We start from the raw sequence: 18,375 nt of genomic DNA on the forward strand, positions 1-18,375 counted from the left end.
CACAAGTTCCCAGGGCTTATTAGCGCATATTCGCATGGGAACTGACCCACAATAGGGTTGCGTCCTCTTCCGTGCCAGAAACGCAGGCGTGCCCCATCCTGCTGTCGAAATAATTCGCCGCGTCCAACGTGCTGGCGGCGGTCGCCACTAACATCTGGGTGTTGGCCCTGGCGCGCTTCATCGACCAACCGATTACCTGCCGCGAAAACAGATCGAGCACCACTGTCAGCCGCTGTCCTGCGTGGTGAGTGGCAGTGCTATAACCTTGAGCGTGCGCAGGCGGCTCAGGGTTCGGGCAAAATCCTGGGCGTAGCCGCCCTCCGTCAACTGCTCAATGGCCACACTGGAATACAGCTGCAGTTTCAGCCCTCGATCGTAGGCGATGTCGATAAAATTGAGAAAACGCTGACTAACATCCTGCGGGTAATCACCCAGCGGCCCCAGCCCACTGATCGCCATCTGCGCAAAGCGCTCAATCAGCCACAAGTAATCGGCTGTTGAACGCGCGGTGGCGAACAACTCGGTGAAATCCAACCAGGCGCATTGCCCTTGATAGGCGTAAAGACGCAAAGGTCGGTGATTCACGTCCATCAGATGATCGAACTGCGCGCAGCCTCCCAACCCTGACTGCTGACGAATCAGTACTTCGCCATCGTCCGTCATAGGCCAATAAAAACTGCCCCAAACCTCCCGCTCGCCGGCGTGCAGGCGGTAATCTTCGCCCCCCTCCACCGAGAGGATTATCAAGCGCCTCTTAATCAAGCTTATCGTCTGCTTGAAACGCTCGTGATAGAGCGGATTAGGACATAAACAATCCGGGCTGTAGTTGGACGTGCAAACCAGCCCAACGCCCTCCTCTTCCAGCACCTTGAACAGACGACCGAGCAACATGGCGTCGCCGATGTCATGCACATGGAATTCGTCAAAGCACAGCAACTGGGTTTGCGTGGCAATCTCACGCGCCACGCAAGCGAGCGGATCGGCCTGGCCGGCGAAATCGTGCATGCGCAGCTGCAACTCCTGCAGAAAGGCATGAAAATGCACCCGGCGCTTGCCCTTCAGCGGCGCCGCCGAAAAGAAGGCATCCATCACGAAGCTTTTGCCACGACCAACACCACCCCACAGATAAACCCCGGAGGGGCGTCGACGAAACCAGCCCTTGCGACCGTGCAAATGCTCGTCGAGCCAGGCGCCCAGTTGCTCGATGGCAGCCAACTGCGCGCTATCGGCACGGTAACCGCGAGCGTCCAGCAGATCAGTGAAGTGCCGCCGGACGCGCTGCGCGACTGGCTCGGCAAGGACTATCCGCTCGGGATCCTGTGGCTTAGAAGTCAAAAAGACAGTTTCCCCTTCCCCCTGGATGCGCATATCAAAACGATAAGCCAGCTTGCCCTCGACCTCGCAACGCTGCGCTACCAACGTCTCGCGGCGCTGTGGTTGCTCGATCAGATTGAGCACCGGGTCCAACGCATTGGCCTCGGCCTCATCGGAAAAGTACAGACGCGTCTGCAGGTGAATGTTGATGCCGCGAGCGAACAGCGAGACGTTGATGTGCGGTGCCATTGGCACGCCAGCAGCGTTGCTCACCACACCCGGTTTAATAGTGCGCAGCGTCCACCCGCCCGTTTCGAAGGTAGTGGCAGTGCGACCGAAGCTGTTAAACGGCTTAGCCAGATCAAACTCATAGTCATAACGGCCCTGATGATCGGCCTGCCAGAACTCTAGAAAGGAATCCTTCACCAAGTGACCGTTGCCATCGTAGACATTGCCGATCAGGGTGATGTGCTCGCCGGGCGCACCCGTCTTGGCCATCTGGTTCCAGATTTCCTGGGGGCGACTCGGGTTGCCGGCAGCCTCTAAGGCCAGGCCGATATGCACGTAGGGGCCGGCGGTTTGCGAAGGGGTTTCCGGCAGCAGTTGGATAGGCATGTTCGGTTCCTCCTCAGCGGTTTTCGAAGTGAGTTTGGCGCTGACCGCGCAGCACGATATCGAAGCGATAGGCTAAGCAATCCATGGGATTGGCCGCGCTCATGTAGAGTCTGGCAATCAGGCTCTGGACTGCGTCCGGGTTGGTGATCGACTTGACGATCGGACACATGACAATCAGCGGGTCACCTTCGAAATACAGCTGGGTAATCAGGCGGGTAGAGATCGACGGGCCACTGATGGAGACGTGGATATGCGCCGGGCGCCAATCATTCGGGCCATTACGCCAAGGGTATGGGCCGGGCTTGACGGTGCGGAAGCTGTAATAACCCTGACTGTCACTCAGCGCGCGGCCGACGCCACCGAAGTTGGGGTCGAGCGGTGCTAGGTAACGGTCGTTCTTGTGACGGTAGCGGCCACCGGCGTTAGCTTGCCAAATTTCCACCAGGGTATGCGGGATTGGCTTGCCGTACTGGTCGCACACACGCCCGGCGACGATGATGCGCTCGCCCACCGGCAAGCCGCCGTGGTTGAAGTTGAGCAGCAGGTCGTTGTCGTGCTGATCCAGCTGTAGGTGCGAGAAATCCGGGCCACTGGTTTCCGAGATCGACTGCGGGATACTTACCAGCGCCTGGCGCGGCGAGCGGGCAATCGAGGTTTTGTAGTCAGGCGTAAGCGCCTTGGGGTGCCAGTTACGGTCACGAATGACGAAACGGCTGTGCTGCGCGTCGGACATGTCGAAGTTCTCTTGTTGGAATAGTGGAGCTACTGCAGGCACAGGTATCTCAAGCAGTCTCGAGCAGAGTCGTCACCGTAGAAATTGAAAAGATCACATCAATCCATAACTCATTGGTTATGGATTCAGCTTCTCCCGATAGTCCACTGCCTCCGCACTCAGCACCTCGTAGCACCATAGCGTGGGCAGAGACGGCGGCGTGGTCGGGTTGCTGCAGATGCCCACTGAACCACCCGGCTCTCGCAGACCGATATCCAACTCGGTCGAGCGCGTGGGTCGACTAGCGCAGGCGTTCACGCTCTGGATGCGGAAAACGCCTTCATGCCGACGCTTCTGATTTGGATTGATCGGTCTATGTTAAATGCCTTCTGCCTTGGCAAAGTGGGCAGTGGGCAGTGGGCAGTGGGCAGTGGGCAGTGGGCAGTGGGCGAGTCTTCGATTACGTACTGCGGGTATACACCAATGCTTAAAATGCCGGGGCTTATGATGTCAGCAAAGGATGCATTACTGGCGCAAACCATCCTCGGCGTTCACCGCATTATCGACACAAACGAGATGACTCTGAAAAGTTAGATCACCGCTACAGCGGCAGCCAATATAGGCAAAGCAAGCTAGCTTACCTTGCAACTATTATAGTTAATTACTGTAAACATTTAGGCGCAACAAATACCTGCAACTGACCATATACAGCTGAAACAACATGGGGTCAGAAAAACTGCACCTCCAAACAAACACATGCAACTCTAAAAAGCAAAAATACACCAACAAGATATCCCTAGAACATCAGAATATCGTAAAAACCCGCCTACACATCATTAGATGTTAATCTGAAAACTCAGCATCATTAGTAATTTAAAATACAAGAAATTACCAATTTTTTTTACAACTACAAGGCATCTCTAATCCTGATAGATCATTTCACAACCTGGGATTTTAGACGAACACCCAGTTAGTTGATATATTTAAAAAATCAAGTCGGCCCTAATGAAAATTTTTATTTAATATAATTGCAGAATAACTATTACTGCCACTAAAGTTCTGCCCGCAGCCTTGGCTGTCGACGCGTTCTTCATGAGAGAACACGCCGTTTTTTAAATGCGCCTATCGCTCAGACGTCGTTACCCACCTCGTCAAGATCGGTACCGGTCCCGACCCGCGCGGGACCGGCACGGCGCCACTGCATGAGCCAAAAAAACAAAAAAGGAATTCTGCCATGCCCATCCGACTATTCTTTATCCTGCTGCTGCTACCTCACCTGGCTTACTCCAACACTGACGCCGAACGTCTCCAAGCCATACGCAGCCAGGCATTCAGCACCTGTAGCAACCTACTGGTGCATTACAACCCCAACCACAATGACAGTGACCCGCGTAATGCCGAGCGTTATCGGCAAGCCCTACAGCAGTTGCAGCGCCTGGTAACCCTAGAGAAAGATCCGCTGTTGATTAAATTCGCCGGCGATATGCGTGAGCGTGTAGAGGATCTGGAAAAACAGCCCACTAGCAGCCCCGAACTCTACCCCACCTGGATCAATCCGTTACTTGAGGCCCAGGCGCGTCTCGACCAGCAGGCCAGTATGCTCTATGCCAGCGCAGCACCTATTGAGCCACGCCGGCTGACGCTGCATAAGTTGACGCTGGACGTCGAACGCCTGCAGTTGCTCTACCAGACACGCACTTTTGGTTCACTAGGCGTCTACGTAATGGCTATGGACGAGACAACATTTGCGCACTTAGATCAGCAAATTACTCAGAACTTTACGACGCTTAAACAGGATTGGCCGCAGCACAGCGTCGAGCTTAACAAGCTCATGCGCAAGTACGACTTTATCCGCCCTCGCTTACTTAATCATGAGCTGATCTGGGTACCAGGGAGTGCCGCCTACTACCTGAGTCAAGTCAGCGATGGCCTGGCGCGCATCGACGCCGAGTAAGGAAAGGTTTAATGAGCAGCACAACAGTACCCGTGGCGCTCACCCCAACACAGTTACGCCGGGTGTTGGCTGGCCTGTTACTCGGTCTATTCCTTGCCGCACTCGACCAGACTGTGGTGGCTGTGGCTCTGCCGGATATTGCCCGTCAGCTACCAGGTAGCGAGCTCCTGGCTTGGGTGGTTTCCGCCTACCTGCTGGCCATGACCGTCAGCACTCCGATCTTTGGCAAGCTCGGCGATCTGTTCGGCCGTAGACGGCTACTGGCAGTCGCCGTTGGTCTTTTCGTATTAGCCTCCCTGCTCTGCGGGCTGGCGCAGTCCATGCCTCAATTGATTGCTGCGCGAGGCTTGCAGGGGATCGGCGCCGGCGGTCTGCTCGCCATTATCCAAGCGCTGATTGGCGACCTGATCGCTCCGGCCGAACGGGGCCGCTACCAAGCCTGGTTTAGCGGCATGTTCGCACTTGCCAGTCTGATCGGACCAACACTGGGTGGCCTGCTGAGCAGCCAGTGGTCATGGCGATGGGTGTTCTGGATCAACCTGCCACTGGGTATTCTGACGCTCTGGCTGTGCCAACGACGCCTGGCGCACTTGCTAGAAAATCGCCGTAACGCGCAGATTGACTACCTCGGCAGCGTCTTGCTGATTTTGGGGCTCGGCAGCCTACTGCTGTTGATTAACCAGCTAGGCCAACAACCACAATGGCTGACGCCGGCCAATGGCACTGTTCTGGTTCTTGCAATGGCAGGGCTAGGGCTATTTCTGTGGCAACAGCAACGCGCAGCCGAGCCACTGATCCCACCCGAACTGCTGCAAATAGCAGCAGTTCGCTCGAGCTGGCTGATACTGTTTTTTGCCAGCTTCCAATCTATAGGCTTGGGGGTATTGATACCGCTGCACGCCCACAACACCGGTGGCGCGCAAAGCAGCGCGGCGCAACTAATGGCCATTGCCTTGGGGTGCCGATTGGAGCCTATACCGGTGGCAAGCTGAGTGCCCACCTGCAGCGTTACAAACCCATGATTGTGGCTGGGGCTCTGTTGCTGCCATTAAGCCTGACACTACTGGCGCTATTACCCAGCGGACATGCTGGCATCACGCTGGGCATTCTTTTGCTCTGCGGGACTGCACTCGGCCTGCAGTTTCCCACTTCACTAGTGGCGGTACAAAGTGCGGCGCCCAGACAGCATATGGGCTCGGCTACTGGTGTTTGCGGCTTGTTCCGCGGGCTCGGTGGCGCGGTTGGTGCCGCTCTGCTCTCCAGTTTATTCTGGCAACTTTCAGCGACACCTCAGGTCACAGCAGCCCAGCCATTGATTACGGTGAGCAACAGTCTGTTGCAGCACGCATTTAATCAGCTACTACTCATCGACGCGGCTATTGCCGTACTGCCATTGCTGATTGCCCTGCGCTTAGAAAACCGGTCACTAAGTCGCAAGCTGGCAAGTGAGAAATAAGCCCGCAGAACTTTACTTACTCCAGGCTGGCACGCCACTCAATGGTTAGGGTTTCCTCACCCGCCATGCGCTGTAGGTGCTCGGCGACCACCTGCTGCATACGCACCTGGTTATCCTCCGGCATCTCCAGGGAGACCTGCAGCAAACCCTGCTCAACAATGAACTTACAACGACCAGCCGGAAACTCCACGCTCCCACAGCTCTCACTCAACTCGACGGTGAGCTTGTACCCCCAATGACGGCACAAGCGCGTCATCAGCCGGCTGGGATTGGCACAGGACACATAGCTTTCATAAACACTCATCCATCACCTCCTCTGTTCTCTACAAGCAATCATTCGATCGACTTGCGGTAGTAACCAACTGCAACCAAATAGTGACCAACCTTGCGCAGCAAAGCGTGTTTGTCCTCCAGCTTACTGGTCACCGGATTCTTCCAGCGATAGTCATAACCTGCCCGCTCAGCTTTGCTGATCAACGCCAGGATAGGCGTTCCTACTGGCTTGCCCTCGGGATCCTTGATGGTTGCAAAATCCACCCCCACAAGCCGGCGGTTATAGCCGTGAGCAACAAAGCGCTGGGTGTCGAGATCGATCACGAAGGCGTAGAGATCATCTTCATGATAGGCCGCAGACAGGTCATTGATGGCTTCAATCGTTGCCGCTGAATCCTTGCGTAAAGCTTCAGCCACGCGGTCAAGAAACTTCTCAGCCTGCGCTGGCGTAGCCCTTGGCAGGTAAAGACCAACAGCAATCACGCGCTCACCAACCCGCTGATAAAACACCTTCTTACGCTCCACGCGACCGTCACGCAGGTTCATCCAGCGATACTCGGCGCTGTGAACCTGATCATCTTCCGTGCTGCTCAAGGCACGCTTAAACGCCTCACGCAACTCGGGTTCCAATACGGTGGAAACATCCCGCCCGATTAATACGGCAGAGCTGCTTCCACTGGCTAACATCGTGCCATTGGTATCGACAACAAATACATAGTGCTCACCGTCGATGAACTCGCCCTGGCGACTGAAGGCCGCAAAGGCCGTATCGCCCTGCATGCGGTAATACTCCACCGCGCTCTGCAACAACCGCCGTGCCTGTTCGTCGTCAGACGCCACCTCGCCCTGACTGGTGCCCACCCACACAAAGAACAGCGTTACCGCTAAACAGAATCGCTTCATCACATTCATCACACTCACCTTGTTCACTGCATAAGTCAGCGTTGTGCCGCCACCGGCTCAAGGCCTAGGCGACGAATCGTACGAGAGCCCACATGGGCAGTGGCCAGATCGCCTTCCTGTCGTTCGCGGACAGAAACCCGATAGCGCATGCAGTAATGGGCTGCGCAGAGGAACGATCCGCTCTTGATCACCTGCGGCTTTGCCAAGACAGGCAGAAAGCGCAACGCACTATGCTTCACAGCTTCATGCCAGCACCGCGCACCCGGTTGCATCGCGCAACTCGGACAGGGAGATGCCCTCGGCCAACTCGACCAGCTGTAAGCCTTGCGCGGTCACATCGAGCACGGCCAGATCAGTAATGATCCGATCGACTACCCCGACTCCGGTGAGCGGCAGGTCGCAGCGTTGAAGAATTTTCGCCGCTCCGCCCTTGGCGCAGTGTTCCATAAGCACGACCACGCGCTTGACTCCGGCGACCAGGTCCATCGCCCCGCCCATGCCCTTAACCATCTTGCCGGGGATCATCCAGTTGGCCAGATCACCTTCGGCAGACACCTGCATCGCACCAAGAATCGACAGATTGATATGGCCGCCGCGAATCATCGCGAAGGAGTCAGCGCTGTTGAAAAAGCTGCTGCCAGGCAGCGTGGTGATGGTTTGCTTGCCGGCATTGATCAAATCGGCATCGACGTCCTCAGTTCGTGGAAAGGGGCCGATGCCGAGCAGGCCATTCTCGCTTTGCAGCCAGACGTCCATGCCTTCAGGGATGTAGTTGGCCACCAGGGTCGGCAGGCCGATCCCTAAGTTGACGTAGAAACCATCCTGCAATTCTTGTGCGGCGCGTTGCGCCATCTGTTCGCGGGTCCAGGCCATGTTCAGCTCCTCACCGTTCGTTGTTCAATACGTTTTTCCGGGCTGGCGTTCAGCACCAAGCGCTGCACATAGATGCCGGGTAAGTGGATCTGGTCGGCATCCAGTTCGCCGATCTCAACGATTTCCTCGACCTCAGCAATGCACACTCGCCCTGCCATCGCCGCCAGCGGATTAAAGTTACGGGCGGTCTTGTTGAACAACAGGTTGCCGGCCTTGTCGGCCTTCCACGCCTTGACCAGAGCAACGTCGGCGGTCAGCGACTTTTCCATCACGTACCACTGGCCATCGAACTGACGGGTTTCCTTACCTTCGGCCACCAGAGTGCCGTAACCGGTTTTGGTGAAGAACGCCGGAATGCCCGCGCCACCGGCGCGCAGCTTCTCGGCCAGGGTGCCCTGCGGGGTGAATTCCAGCTCCAACTCACCAGCTAAATACTGGCGCTCGAACTCCTTGTTCTCGCCAACGTAGGAAGAAATCATCTTGCGGATTTGCCGGGTTTCCAGCAATTGGCCCAAACCAAAACCATCAACTCCGGCGTTGTTGCTGATCGCGGTTAAATTGCGCACACCGCTGTCGCGTAAGGCCGCAATAAGTACCTCTGGAATACCGCATAAACCAAAGCCACCAACCGCCAGAGTCATTCCATCTTCGAGTAAACCTTCAAGGGCAGCGGCGGGACTGGGAAATAACTTATTCATGTTTATTCCTCACAAATCGCCACGGTCCGCACGAGTCGGCCGAGGCGTGTTTGATCTTGTAGGGGAAGTAGGAAACCTTGAAGGGATTGGCCGTCAGGGCTTCCATGTTGGCGAGTTTCTTCACCTGGCCGTAGCGCGCTATTGCGCCCAGGCTTGTGCGCTTTTCTAATGATTGAGGCATCTCCGCTCTCGGAAAAACGACCACGGGAGACGAACAATCCCAGCAAACGGCTTTTGGGATGTTCATTAAAGGATGACACCTGTAGATGCAGCTTTAGCCGCAACCGCTCGACGAGAAATAGGCAGTACATCGAGCGAGTTGCGAATCAGCGCGGCGGCCGAACCGTCGTGGCGAAAACCCAGCGCGCGGGCTTGCGGGGTCTTCATCGGTGGCTGGCTCGCGAAGAGTGATTCCAGACGCGCATCGGGGGCGAAGGTAATCAACTCCCGGCGCTCCTGGCCATAGACCTTACTCAGCGCTTCGAGCACCTGACTGATCGAGAGATGCAGTAACGGCAACTGCCAGGCGGTCTCGCCCGCAAGTGCCGCGCGATCCAGTTCAGCGGCATGCAGCAGGTTGTCGACACAGCAGCGCACCGACATCCACCAGGCCGTCGCCGGTGCTGACACCGGACAGACATAGGCTTCGCCCTTAGCGAAGGCGCGCAGCAGATCGCTCATAAACGCCGAAAGCAGGCCATTGGGTGTTGCCGCTGACCGAAAACTGACCCAGTAGAGGCTGTTCTGCCGACTGAAAACTGACCCAGGTGTTCAACTGCTTCTGCTCAATTTTTGAGCAGGAGAACACAGGGTGATCAGTATGGAAATGATGGGCAAAATTCGCCGGATGTATTTCCGCGACAAGCTGTCGCTGCATGAGATAGCCAAGCGCACCGGGTTGGCGCGCAACACGATTCGCAAGTGGGTCAGAGCACCTGAGGCCAAGCCGCCGGTCTACCAACGCCGCGCGATCTTCAACAAACTCAGCCCTTTTCACGCCACGCTGGAGCAGGCGCTAAAAGCCGATTCGCTGCGGCCCAAGCAACAGCGGCGCAGTGCCAAGGCGCTGTTGGCGCAAATCAAAGCCGAAGGTTATGACGGTGGCTACAGCCAGCTCACCGCGTTTATCCGTGCCTGGCGAGGGGGACAGGGCAAGGCGTCGCAGGCCTTTGTGCCGCTGACCTTTGCTCTTGGCGAGGCGTTTCAGTTTGACTGGAGCGAGGAAGGCTTGCTGGTCGGCGGCATTTACCGGCGTATGCAGGTGGCACATCTGAAGCTGTGTGCCAGCCGTGCGTTCTGGCTTGTGGCGTATCCGAGCCAGGGCCATGAGATGTTATTTGACGCCCATACACGCTCGTTCGGCTCCTTGGGCGGCGTGCCGCGCCGGGGCATCTACGACAACATGAAGACCGCCGTCGACAAGGTCAATAAGGGCAAAGGCCGGGCGGTGAATGCGCGCTTTGCGGTGATGTGCGCGCATTACCTGTTCGATCCGGACTTCTGCAACGTCGCCGCTGGTTGGGAAAAGGGCATCGTTGAAAAGAACGTGCAAGACAGCCGCAGGCGTATCTGGCTAGACGCCCAGGACTGCCAGTTTCACTCCTTCGAGGAACTCAATGCCTGGCTGGGCCAGCGCTGCCGCGCGCTTTGGAACGAGCTGACGCACCCTCAATACAGCGGGCTCAGTGTGGCCGAGGTACTGGAGTTGGAGCGCGCCGAACTGATGCCTATGCCCGCGGCCTTCGACGGTTACGTCGAGCGGCCTGCGCGGGTCTCCAGCACCTGCCTGGTCAGCGTCGGGCGCAACCGTTACTCGGTGCCGTGTGAGTACGCGGGTAAGTGGGTCAGCAGCCGTTTGTATCCGACCCGCATCGAGGTGGTGGCCGATGATGCGCTGATTGCCAGCCATGCGCGCTTGCTGGATCGCGAACAGGTCAGCTACGACTGGCAGCACTACATCCCGCTGATTGAGCGCAAGCCCGGCGCGCTGCGCAACGGAGCGCCCTTTACTGATCTGCCAGCGCCGCTGCGTCAGCTTAAGCACGGTCTGGGGCGTCATGCCGGCGGTGACCGGATCATGGCGCAAGTCCTGGCTGCCGTACCGGTCGCCGGACTCGATGCCGTGCTGGTAGCCGTTGAGCTGGTACTGGAGAGCGGCAGCCTGAGCGCCGAACACATCCTCAATGTCGTGGCACGGCTGACAGCATCCGAACCACCACCCAGCGTCGAAACCCACTTGTCGCTCAAGGAAGCCCCCGTCGCTAACACGGCGCGCTACGACCGCCTGCGTGGCCAGGCCGAGGAGGTCGGTCATGCGTGATTTGATGGCGGAACTCAAGGAGCTGCGCCTGCACGGCATGGCCACGGCCTGGGCGGAGTTAACTGCACAGGGTGAGTCGAACACAGCCTCGTCCAAGTGGCTGCTCGAACACCTGCTGGAACAAGAGCACACAGATCGCGCCATGCGCTCGGTGAGCCACCAGATGAACATGGCCAAGCTGCCGATGCACCGCGATCTGGCCGGCTTCGACTTCAGCGCCTCCAGCGCCGACGCTCGCTTGATCAGCGAGCTGGCCAATCTGAGCTTTACCGACACCGCGCAGAACGTGGTGCTGATCGGTGGGCCAGGCACCGGTAAAACCCACCTAGCCACCGCGCTGGCCGTGTCCGGCATCACCCGGCACGGTAAGCGCGTGCGCTTCTACTCCACGGTCGATCTGGTCAATCTGCTGGAGCGCGAAAAACACGACGGCAAAGCCGGGCGGATCGCCCAGGCACTGCTGCGCATGGATCTGGTCATCCTCGACGAACTGGGTTATCTGCCGTTCAGCCAGGCTGGCGGTGCGTTGCTGTTTCACCTGCTGTCCAAGCTGTACGAACACACCAGCGTGGTGATCACCACCAACCTGAGCTTCGCCGAATGGTCGAGCGTGTTCGGCGACGCCAAGATGACCACCGCCCTGCTGGATCGGCTGACCCACCACTGCCACATCGTCGAAACCGGTAACGAGTCCTATCGACTGCAACACAGTAGCTTGGCGGCCCAGGCCAAGATCAAATCACGGGAGCGAAAGCGTAAGGGCGGCCAAGAACCGGAGGACGATGAGCCGTTCTGATTTCATGGCGACGACGGCCTGCTACATGGCTGCATGTGGCAGGTCTTAAACAACTGAACTGGGCTAGCGAAGGAGTGGGGGCAACAGCAGCTGCGCTGGTAGACTTATCCACAGTTGCTGGTAACAAAATCAGCAATCCGCCCTGGGTCAAATTTCAATCGGCAGGGTGGGTCAATTTTCCATCAGCGCCAACACGAAACCTCAATCTGGTACTTCTGGGGCATGGCGCGCGACTTCAAGCCAGAGGATGCAGAACTCACCGCTAAGATTCGCGAAGGACAGGGGAAGATCTTCGGCGAAGATCTGGACATGCTCGAACAGCAACAAAACAACCTTCTGGCCTACCCCGATCGCCCCCTGCTGAAGCTCAACATTGATGCCGGCGGCGTACAGTCGCGACGAATTCTCGAACGCATTATTGCCCGCGAACAAGCAGCTCAAGCTGAAGCCGTGATCGCCAGGAGCACATCATGATTGACGCCACCATCAGCGCGATGCGTTTAGAGGCACAGGACATTATTTGGTTGGAGCTAGTGCAAACCAACCGGGAGCCGCTACCGGCCTTCGAGGCGGGTGCACATATCGATATTCACCTACCTGGCAATGTGGTGCGCCAGTATTCCTTGTGCAACCATCCTGATGAGCGCCAGCGCTATTGCATTGCCGTACTCAAAGATCCGGCTTCCCGCGGCGGCTCACAGAGTGTGCATGACTCGCTGAGAGTAGGGCAGCGCCTGCAAATCAGCCAACCTCGCAACCTATTCCCGCTGGCGCCGCACAGCGGACGTAGCCTGCTGTTCGCTGGTGGAATCGGGATCACCCCAATACTGTGCATGGCTCAGCGCCTGTACCAACAAGGTGAAAACTTCGAGCTACATTACTGCGCACGCTCAGCCGAGCGCGCCGCTTTTATAGAACTTCTGAGTCACAGCGCTTTTGCCCAACATGTGCACCTGCATTTCGACGATGGTCCCGAGCAGCAAAAGCTTAATGCAAGCAGCCTGCTCAACTCGCCAGCAACCGGCAACCATCTGTATGTCTGTGGCCCGAACGGTTTTATGGAGCATATTTTAAACAGTGCTCGCGACCAAGGCTGGGAGGACAGCCACCTGCACCGCGAATACTTTAGCGCTGCAACCAGCACCAACAGAGCAGACGACGAAAGCTTCGAAATACGCATTCGCAGCAGCGGCCAGGTGCTGCAGGTACCACCAAACATTTCAGCACTGGAAGCACTGGAATCAGCCGGCTTCGATATACCGATCGCTTGTGGCCAAGGCATCTGTGGCACGTGCCTGACACGAGTATTAGAAGGCGAAGCAGATCACCGGGACGGATTCTTGAGCGATGCAGAGCATGCCCGCAACGACCAATTTACGCCTTGCTGCTCAAGAGCTAAAAGCCCATACCTAGTGCTGGATCTTTAACTGTTCAGCCTATGAATCCGGATGCTAATCCGGCTTACAAGCTGCTAAATGTTGAAAAAATGTGGTCTTCGTGAAGACGCACTTCCCAGGCCTTTCCAATAACATTTCCCAGCTTATAACCCTGTTTGCGCTGTCGAATCTGTGGATGGCGCGCCGATATTCAATAACGAAAGAAGGCTTCGATGCACTCCATTTTTCGAGGTGCGGGCGAGCGTTTAACCCAGTCGCTGGTAGGGATGTGATCCGGCACAGTGCGGCGCCAAGGCGATGATGGTTACACAGTACCAGACTTCGCAAATGTCTTGATCTGTTCGACTTCTAGGGCTGTGCGTTTGGCGGACGCTTACCACATCCTACTGAAAAACCGATCAGACAGCGCAAAGCACAGCCAAAAAAAACGGGCTTATGCATCACGCATAAGCCCGTTTTTTATTACAGCCGCTGCGCTTAGCCGCGCTGACGCTTAGGCAACACGTCTTTGAGCTTGGCGTGCATGCCGCGCAGGGTTTTCTCGGTGCTTTCCCAGTCGATGCAGGCATCGGTGATGGATACGCCGTACTTGAGCTGGCTCAGGTCCTTAGGAATCGACTGAGCGCCCCAACCTAGGTGGCTTTCAACCATCAGGCCGACGATGGATTGGTTGCCTTCCAGAATCTGGTTGGCGACGTTGTCCATGACCAGTGGTTGCAGGGCCGGATCCTTGTTGGAGTTGGCGTGGCTGCAATCGACCATGATGTTCGGGCGAATGCCGGCTTTGGTCAGTTCCTGCTCACACACAGCCACACTCACCGAGTCATAGTTCGGCTTGCCGTTGCCGCCACGCAGCACTACGTGACCGTAGGGATTGCCTTTGGTGGTGACGATCGAGACACCACCTTCCTGGTTGATACCAAGGAAACGGTGCGGGCTGGAGACCGACTGCAGGGCGTTAATCGCCACCGTCAGGCCGCCGTCAGTACCATTTTTGAAGCCCACCGAGGAGGACAGGCCGGAAGCCATTTCACGGTGGGTTTGCGATTCAGTGGTGCGCGCGCCAATGGCCGACCAGCTGATCAAATCCTGCAGGTACTGCGGGGAGATCGGGTCGAGGGCTTCGGTCGCGGTTGGCAGGCCCATTTCCGCCAGGTCACGCAGCAACTGGCGACCGATATGCAGACCGTCCTGAATTTTGAACGAGTCGTCCATAAACGGATCGTTGATCAGGCCTTTCCAGCCCACGGTGGTACGCGGCTTCTCGAAGTACACACGCATGACCAGATACAGGCTGTCCGACACCTCGGCAGCCAGCGCTTTAAGGCGCTCGGCATACTCATGGGCGGCCTTGATGTCGTGGATCGAGCACGGCCCGACCACCACAAACAGGCGGTGATCCTTGCCATCGAGAATATTGCGGATTACCTCACGCCCGCTGGCAACCGTGCGCAGGGCAGCGTCAGTCAGCGGAATTTCACGCTTGAGCTGTGCGGGGGTTATCAGGGTATCGTTGGAGGCAACGTTGAGGTCATCAATCGGTAAATCAGCCATCGTGCTATTCATCAGTAAGAGTCATCAGGTCACGGGTGCCGGCCGCCAGCGATCCCCGTGTGGCGGAGCACAGCAATAGGAGCACTGCGGGGAAGCCGAACCTTAGCGCGTAAAGGCACGGCTCGACAATGGGCTTGGCGGCTTGAGCCGTGCCGATGGTTGGATTGACTAATTCAAACTGTCGCGGGAAAACTCGGCAGCGTGCTGGCTGATCCACTCTTGCGCCACGGCCTCAATCGATAAGCTACAGCCCTGCTGCTGTTCACATTGCTTGCGGTAATGCTCGATGTGGCACACCTGCTCGACCATGCGGGCGCGAAACAAGGTGTCCTCATCAATAAAGGCGATACCCACCAGATAATGCTCACCCTGTTTACGGCACCACGCCACCAGCCCCGGGTAGCGCGCCTGCTCGCCGAACAGCGGGATGCGCATTTCAACAGCCGTACCGCGGCGAAAAGCACGGCTGGAGTTGCAAGCCACGCCGCCGAGGCTGATATTGTTGAGCCGCTGTTTGGGCACACACGCCTGTTTGCGCAACACCAACTCCACCGGCATATCACTGGGATGACGCAGAAAGTGACGCATCGCTTACGACCTCAGATGCCATCAATTTGATATCAGACATGAGCAGTATAGTGACTGAACTGGAACTCACCGATTTAGATGCGGATCGTCACCTGCTCGACCTGCCCGGCACGTCATTGCTGATATTCACCAGCATAGGTTGTGCCAGTTGCCGTTGGGCGCGCCGTGAATTGGCCAAGCTGGACCTGCCCGTGCAGCGCCTAGCGTGGGTCGATGCGGGCAACAATGGCGGTTTGGTTACGCGTTACGAGGTCTTCCATCTGCCGGCCCTGTTTGCCGTGCGTGATGGCCAATTTTATGGCGCTGTGCAAGCTCGCTTGCTGAGCAGCGAATTAACCCTGGCGCTGGACACTGCCCTGTCGCGCCCCGCTGAGGAGCTTCCCTGATGACTGCAGCACCCCGTATCGGCATTATCGGCTGCGGCGCGATTGGCGGCTTTTATGGCCTGATGCTGGCCCGCGCCGGCTTTGATGTGCATTTTCTGCTGCGCAGTGAATTCACGGCCGTGGCCAGTGAAGGCCTGCGAGTCAACAGTACCGTGCACGGCTCGCTGCATCTGGATAACGTGCAGGCGTACCTGTCGGTCACCGACATGCCGCCCTGCGACTGGCTGCTAGTCGCCGCCAAAACCACCAGCAACGCCGAACTGGCCCCGCTTATCAGCCAGGCGGCGGCGCCCGGCGCCAAAGTGGTGCTGATGCAAAACGGCCTGGATGTCGAAGACGAACTACGCCCACTGTTACCCGATTCGCTGCACCTGCTCGGCGGCCTTTGCTACATCTACGCGCATCGCAGCGCGCCAGGTGTGGTTGAGCATCAGGCCCTGGGCGGCGTCAACCTTGGTTATCACTCAGGCCCGGCGCTGGATACGGAGAGTCGCCAGCTGATCCTTGAGCAAGGCACCGGCTTGTTTCAAACCGCAGGGCTGGCCTCCAAGGCGATGGCCGAGCTGAAGCAGGCGCGCTGGCAGAAGCTGGTGTGGAACGCGCCCTTCAACGGCCTGGCCGTACTGCTGAATAGCGGTACCAGCGCTCTGATGAGCAACGCCGAGAGCCGGGCCCTGATCGCCGCCCTCATGCAAGAGGTGGTAGAAGCTGCCAGCGCCTGTGGCTATCCACTGCCTGCGGAGTTTGCCGGTAAATTGCTGGCGGCCACCGAGCGCACACCGGACTATTTACCGAGCATGTACCACGACTTTGCCCTGCAACGCCCGCTGGAGCTGCACGCTATTTATGCCGTCCCACTGGCCGCCGCTGCCAAGGTCGGTTGCGCAATGCCGCGCACTGAGATGCTCTACCAGAGCCTGCGTTATCTCGAACAACGCCAACCGTAAAACGGGAGCAGCCATGAGCAAGGGATTAGGCGACAAACTGGTACTGGCGATCTCCTCGCGGGCGCTGTTCGACCTGCGCGAAAGCCATCACATCTATGAAAGCCAGGGCGTTGCAGCTTATCGCCAATACCAGATTGAGCATGAGGACGAGATCCTCGCCCCTGGTGACGCCTTCCCTCTGGTCGAAAAGCTGTTGGCGCTCAATACCACCCTCAAGCAACAGCGGGTAGAGGTGATTCTGGTGTCGCGCAACAGTGCCGACACTGGGCTGCGGGCATTCAACTCGATCCAACACTATGGCCTGGGCATTTCCCGCGCCGCCTTTGTCGGCGGGCGCAGCCCGGACCCGTATCTCGCAGCATTCGGCTGCCAGCTGTTCCTCTCCACCCATGCTGAGGATGTGCGCAGCGCACTGCGCGCCGGCTTTGGTGCGGCGACCATTCTCTCCGGCGGTGCGCGGCGGGCAGCCAGCAATGAACTGCGCATTGCCTTCGATGGCGACGCGGTGTTGTTTTCTGATGAGTCCGAGCGGGTCTATCAGCAGGGTGGCCTGGAGGCCTTTCAGAGCCACGAACGCCAGTCGGCCCGTGAGCTGCTCGGCGGCGGCCCGTTCAAACCCTTTCTCGCGGCCCTGCATCGCTTGCAACAGGAGTTTCCTGAAGAGCAATGCCCGATTCGGACCGCCTTGGTCACCGCGCGCTCGGCCCCGGCCCATGAACGGGTGATCCGAACCTTGCGCGAGTGGAATATTCGCCTGGATGAATCCTACTTCCTCGGCGGTCTGGAGAAAGCCGCCATTCTGGAAACCTTCGGCGCCGATGTGTTCTTCGACGACCAGGCCGGGCACTGCGAAAAAGCCCGCGAAGTGGTCGCCACCGGGCATGTGCCGCATGGCATCAGCAACGAACCTCAGCCTTAACCCAGCCTTCTAAGCGGGGCACTGCGCCCCGCTGCCCCGCTTGCGCATATAACCATTCGTCCTCAAAACCCTGAGCTTCATTGACCTGCCAATTGCACTGCTAAGCTCAAATCGGGCCCGCCAGTCAGGCAGTCAAGGAGGCCGCATGATCCGTTCGATTCTCTATGCCACCGATCTGGGCCTCTACGCGCCTTATATATTGCAACACGCGCTGGAGCTGACCCGCTCCTTCAATGCCAACCTCTATGTGGTGCACGCTGTGGAGCCCATGGGCCTGTTTGCCGAGTCGGTGTTACAGACGTATCTGGATGAAGAGCGCCTCAAAGAACTGCGTGAAAACGGCCTGAGCACCGTGATGGCCAGCATCGAGCAGCGCGTGCTGGAAGGCTTTCGTGATGAAGTGGGCGAGACCTTGCATGACCTTGACCTGATCAAGGCGGTACGGGTGGTACAGGGTGATCCACCGCTGGTGATACTCGATGCCGCGCAGCAACTTGGCGTCGACCTGCTGGTCTTAGGTAGCCACAGCCACGGCACAGATATGGACATTCCACTGGGCCGTACCGCGTCCCGCCTGGTGCAGTTGGCCGAAGTACCGGTGTACCTGGTGCCGATGCTGCAGCACCGCAACCGAGGTGATCTTTAAAGAAGTGCAGCAGATTTTATTTTT

General features: G+C 57.7%; 17 protein-coding genes and 6 pseudogenes. 11 read left to right on the top strand and 12 right to left on the bottom strand.

Features of this window, described 5'->3' with window-relative positions; all coding sequences use genetic code 11:
• Nucleotides 1-225: 225 nt before the first annotated feature.
• From zapE to ACEPAJ_RS13360, 4 genes and pseudogenes are all read right to left on the bottom strand, one after another.
• Entirely contained in the window at nt 226-1,335 is a 1,110-nt protein-coding gene (gene zapE, locus ACEPAJ_RS13345; protein WP_425918037.1) for a cell division protein ZapE, read from the bottom strand.
• A pseudogene (gene pcaG / locus ACEPAJ_RS13350) lies at nt 1,336-1,929 on the bottom strand (protocatechuate 3,4-dioxygenase subunit alpha); the annotation flags it as partial.
• Between the two features lie 13 nt (nt 1,930-1,942).
• Nucleotides 1,943-2,662: a protocatechuate 3,4-dioxygenase subunit beta gene (pcaH, locus tag ACEPAJ_RS13355; RefSeq protein ID WP_425915306.1), complete on the bottom strand. Its 720-nt coding sequence runs from the start codon at nt 2,660-2,662 to the stop codon at nt 1,943-1,945.
• A gap of 276 nt (nt 2,663-2,938) precedes the next feature.
• Nucleotides 2,939-3,049: pseudogene (locus tag ACEPAJ_RS13360) on the bottom strand (IS1595 family transposase); the annotation flags it as partial.
• An 826-nt stretch (nt 3,050-3,875) separates the two neighbouring features.
• On the opposite strand from ACEPAJ_RS13360, the gene ACEPAJ_RS13365 reads away from it, so the two are divergent.
• Nucleotides 3,876-4,595 (top strand): hypothetical protein, encoded by a 720-nt coding sequence (locus tag ACEPAJ_RS13365; RefSeq protein WP_425915308.1) that lies wholly within the window; start codon nt 3,876-3,878, stop codon nt 4,593-4,595.
• Nucleotides 4,596-4,606: 11 nt separating this feature from the next.
• Nucleotides 4,607-6,051, top strand: a pseudogene (locus ACEPAJ_RS13370) (MFS transporter).
• Nucleotides 6,052-6,067: 16 nt separating this feature from the next.
• Here ACEPAJ_RS13370 and ACEPAJ_RS13375 read toward each other — a convergent pair.
• The 6 genes and pseudogenes from ACEPAJ_RS13375 to ACEPAJ_RS13400 all read right to left on the bottom strand — a co-directional run.
• Complete coding sequence (locus tag ACEPAJ_RS13375) at nt 6,068-6,355, bottom strand: DUF2218 domain-containing protein (protein ID WP_425915310.1); 288 nt, start codon at nt 6,353-6,355, stop codon at nt 6,068-6,070.
• 29 nt (nt 6,356-6,384) lie between these two features.
• Nucleotides 6,385-7,236, bottom strand: a complete 852-nt coding sequence (locus tag ACEPAJ_RS13380) for a cache domain-containing protein (protein ID WP_425915312.1) — start codon at nt 7,234-7,236, stop codon at nt 6,385-6,387.
• Nucleotides 7,237-7,470: 234 nt separating this feature from the next.
• On the bottom strand, nt 7,471-8,100 hold the full coding sequence (locus tag ACEPAJ_RS13385) for a CoA transferase subunit B (RefSeq protein ID WP_425915314.1): 630 nt from the start codon (nt 8,098-8,100) through the stop codon (nt 7,471-7,473).
• 2 nt (nt 8,101-8,102) lie between these two features.
• Nucleotides 8,103-8,798, bottom strand: coding sequence for a CoA transferase subunit A (locus tag ACEPAJ_RS13390; protein WP_425915316.1), 696 nt, complete (start codon nt 8,796-8,798; stop codon nt 8,103-8,105).
• A gap of 2 nt (nt 8,799-8,800) precedes the next feature.
• Nucleotides 8,801-9,007: pseudogene (locus tag ACEPAJ_RS13395) on the bottom strand (cyclase family protein); the annotation flags it as partial.
• A 37-nt stretch (nt 9,008-9,044) separates the two neighbouring features.
• Nucleotides 9,045-9,503 (bottom strand): annotated as a pseudogene (locus ACEPAJ_RS13400) (NAD-dependent epimerase/dehydratase family protein); the annotation flags it as partial.
• 115 nt (nt 9,504-9,618) lie between these two features.
• Between ACEPAJ_RS13400 and istA the strand changes: the two are divergent.
• The 5 genes and pseudogenes from istA to ACEPAJ_RS13425 form a co-directional block, all read left to right on the top strand.
• On the top strand, nt 9,619-11,118 hold the full coding sequence (istA, locus tag ACEPAJ_RS13405; protein WP_139134708.1) for an IS21 family transposase: 1,500 nt from the start codon (nt 9,619-9,621) through the stop codon (nt 11,116-11,118).
• Nucleotides 11,111-11,914 carry an IS21-like element ISPst3 family helper ATPase IstB gene (gene istB / locus ACEPAJ_RS13410; protein ID WP_003459721.1) on the top strand — a complete coding sequence of 268 codons (804 nt, stop codon included), beginning with the start codon at nt 11,111-11,113 and terminating at the stop codon, nt 11,912-11,914. The genes istA and istB overlap by 8 nt, the downstream gene beginning before the upstream one ends.
• 114 nt (nt 11,915-12,028) lie before the next feature.
• Nucleotides 12,029-12,388 carry a hypothetical protein gene (locus ACEPAJ_RS13415; protein WP_425915318.1) on the top strand — a complete coding sequence of 120 codons (360 nt, stop codon included), beginning with the start codon at nt 12,029-12,031 and terminating at the stop codon, nt 12,386-12,388.
• A complete protein-coding gene (locus ACEPAJ_RS13420) occupies nt 12,385-13,341 on the top strand; it encodes a PDR/VanB family oxidoreductase (protein WP_425915320.1) in 957 nt (318 codons plus the stop codon). The genes ACEPAJ_RS13415 and ACEPAJ_RS13420 overlap by 4 nt, the downstream gene beginning before the upstream one ends.
• Before the next feature lie 67 nt (nt 13,342-13,408).
• Nucleotides 13,409-13,519, top strand: a pseudogene (locus ACEPAJ_RS13425) (IS5/IS1182 family transposase); the annotation flags it as partial.
• A 269-nt stretch (nt 13,520-13,788) separates the two neighbouring features.
• On the opposite strand, the gene ACEPAJ_RS13430 reads toward ACEPAJ_RS13425, so the two are convergent.
• Together ACEPAJ_RS13430 and ACEPAJ_RS13435 are read right to left on the bottom strand one after the other, a co-directional pair.
• A complete protein-coding gene (locus ACEPAJ_RS13430) occupies nt 13,789-14,865 on the bottom strand; it encodes a 3-deoxy-7-phosphoheptulonate synthase (protein WP_425915322.1) in 1,077 nt (358 codons plus the stop codon).
• 168 nt (nt 14,866-15,033) lie between these two features.
• Nucleotides 15,034-15,453: a PilZ domain-containing protein gene (locus tag ACEPAJ_RS13435; protein ID WP_274088399.1), complete on the bottom strand. Its 420-nt coding sequence runs from the start codon at nt 15,451-15,453 to the stop codon at nt 15,034-15,036.
• 38 nt (nt 15,454-15,491) lie between these two features.
• Between ACEPAJ_RS13435 and ACEPAJ_RS13440 the strand changes: the two genes are divergently transcribed.
• The 4 genes from ACEPAJ_RS13440 to ACEPAJ_RS13455 all read left to right on the top strand — a co-directional run bounded on the left by ACEPAJ_RS13440 (nt 15,492) and on the right by ACEPAJ_RS13455 (nt 18,351).
• A complete protein-coding gene (locus ACEPAJ_RS13440) occupies nt 15,492-15,839 on the top strand; it encodes a thioredoxin (protein WP_274088400.1) in 348 nt (115 codons plus the stop codon).
• Complete coding sequence (locus ACEPAJ_RS13445; protein WP_425915324.1) at nt 15,839-16,786, top strand: putative 2-dehydropantoate 2-reductase; 948 nt, start codon at nt 15,839-15,841, stop codon at nt 16,784-16,786. Before ACEPAJ_RS13440 ends, ACEPAJ_RS13445 begins: the two co-directional genes overlap by 1 nt.
• Before the next feature lie 13 nt (nt 16,787-16,799).
• Nucleotides 16,800-17,705, top strand: a complete 906-nt coding sequence (locus ACEPAJ_RS13450) for a 5'-nucleotidase (protein ID WP_274088402.1) — start codon at nt 16,800-16,802, stop codon at nt 17,703-17,705.
• Nucleotides 17,706-17,850: 145 nt separating this feature from the next.
• Nucleotides 17,851-18,351: a universal stress protein gene (locus ACEPAJ_RS13455; protein ID WP_274088403.1), complete on the top strand. Its 501-nt coding sequence runs from the start codon at nt 17,851-17,853 to the stop codon at nt 18,349-18,351.
• Nucleotides 18,352-18,375 lie beyond the last annotated feature (24 nt).

This window comes from Pseudomonas sp. GWSMS-1 (assembly GCF_049847425.1).
GTDB lineage: Bacteria > Pseudomonadota > Gammaproteobacteria > Pseudomonadales > Pseudomonadaceae > Aquipseudomonas.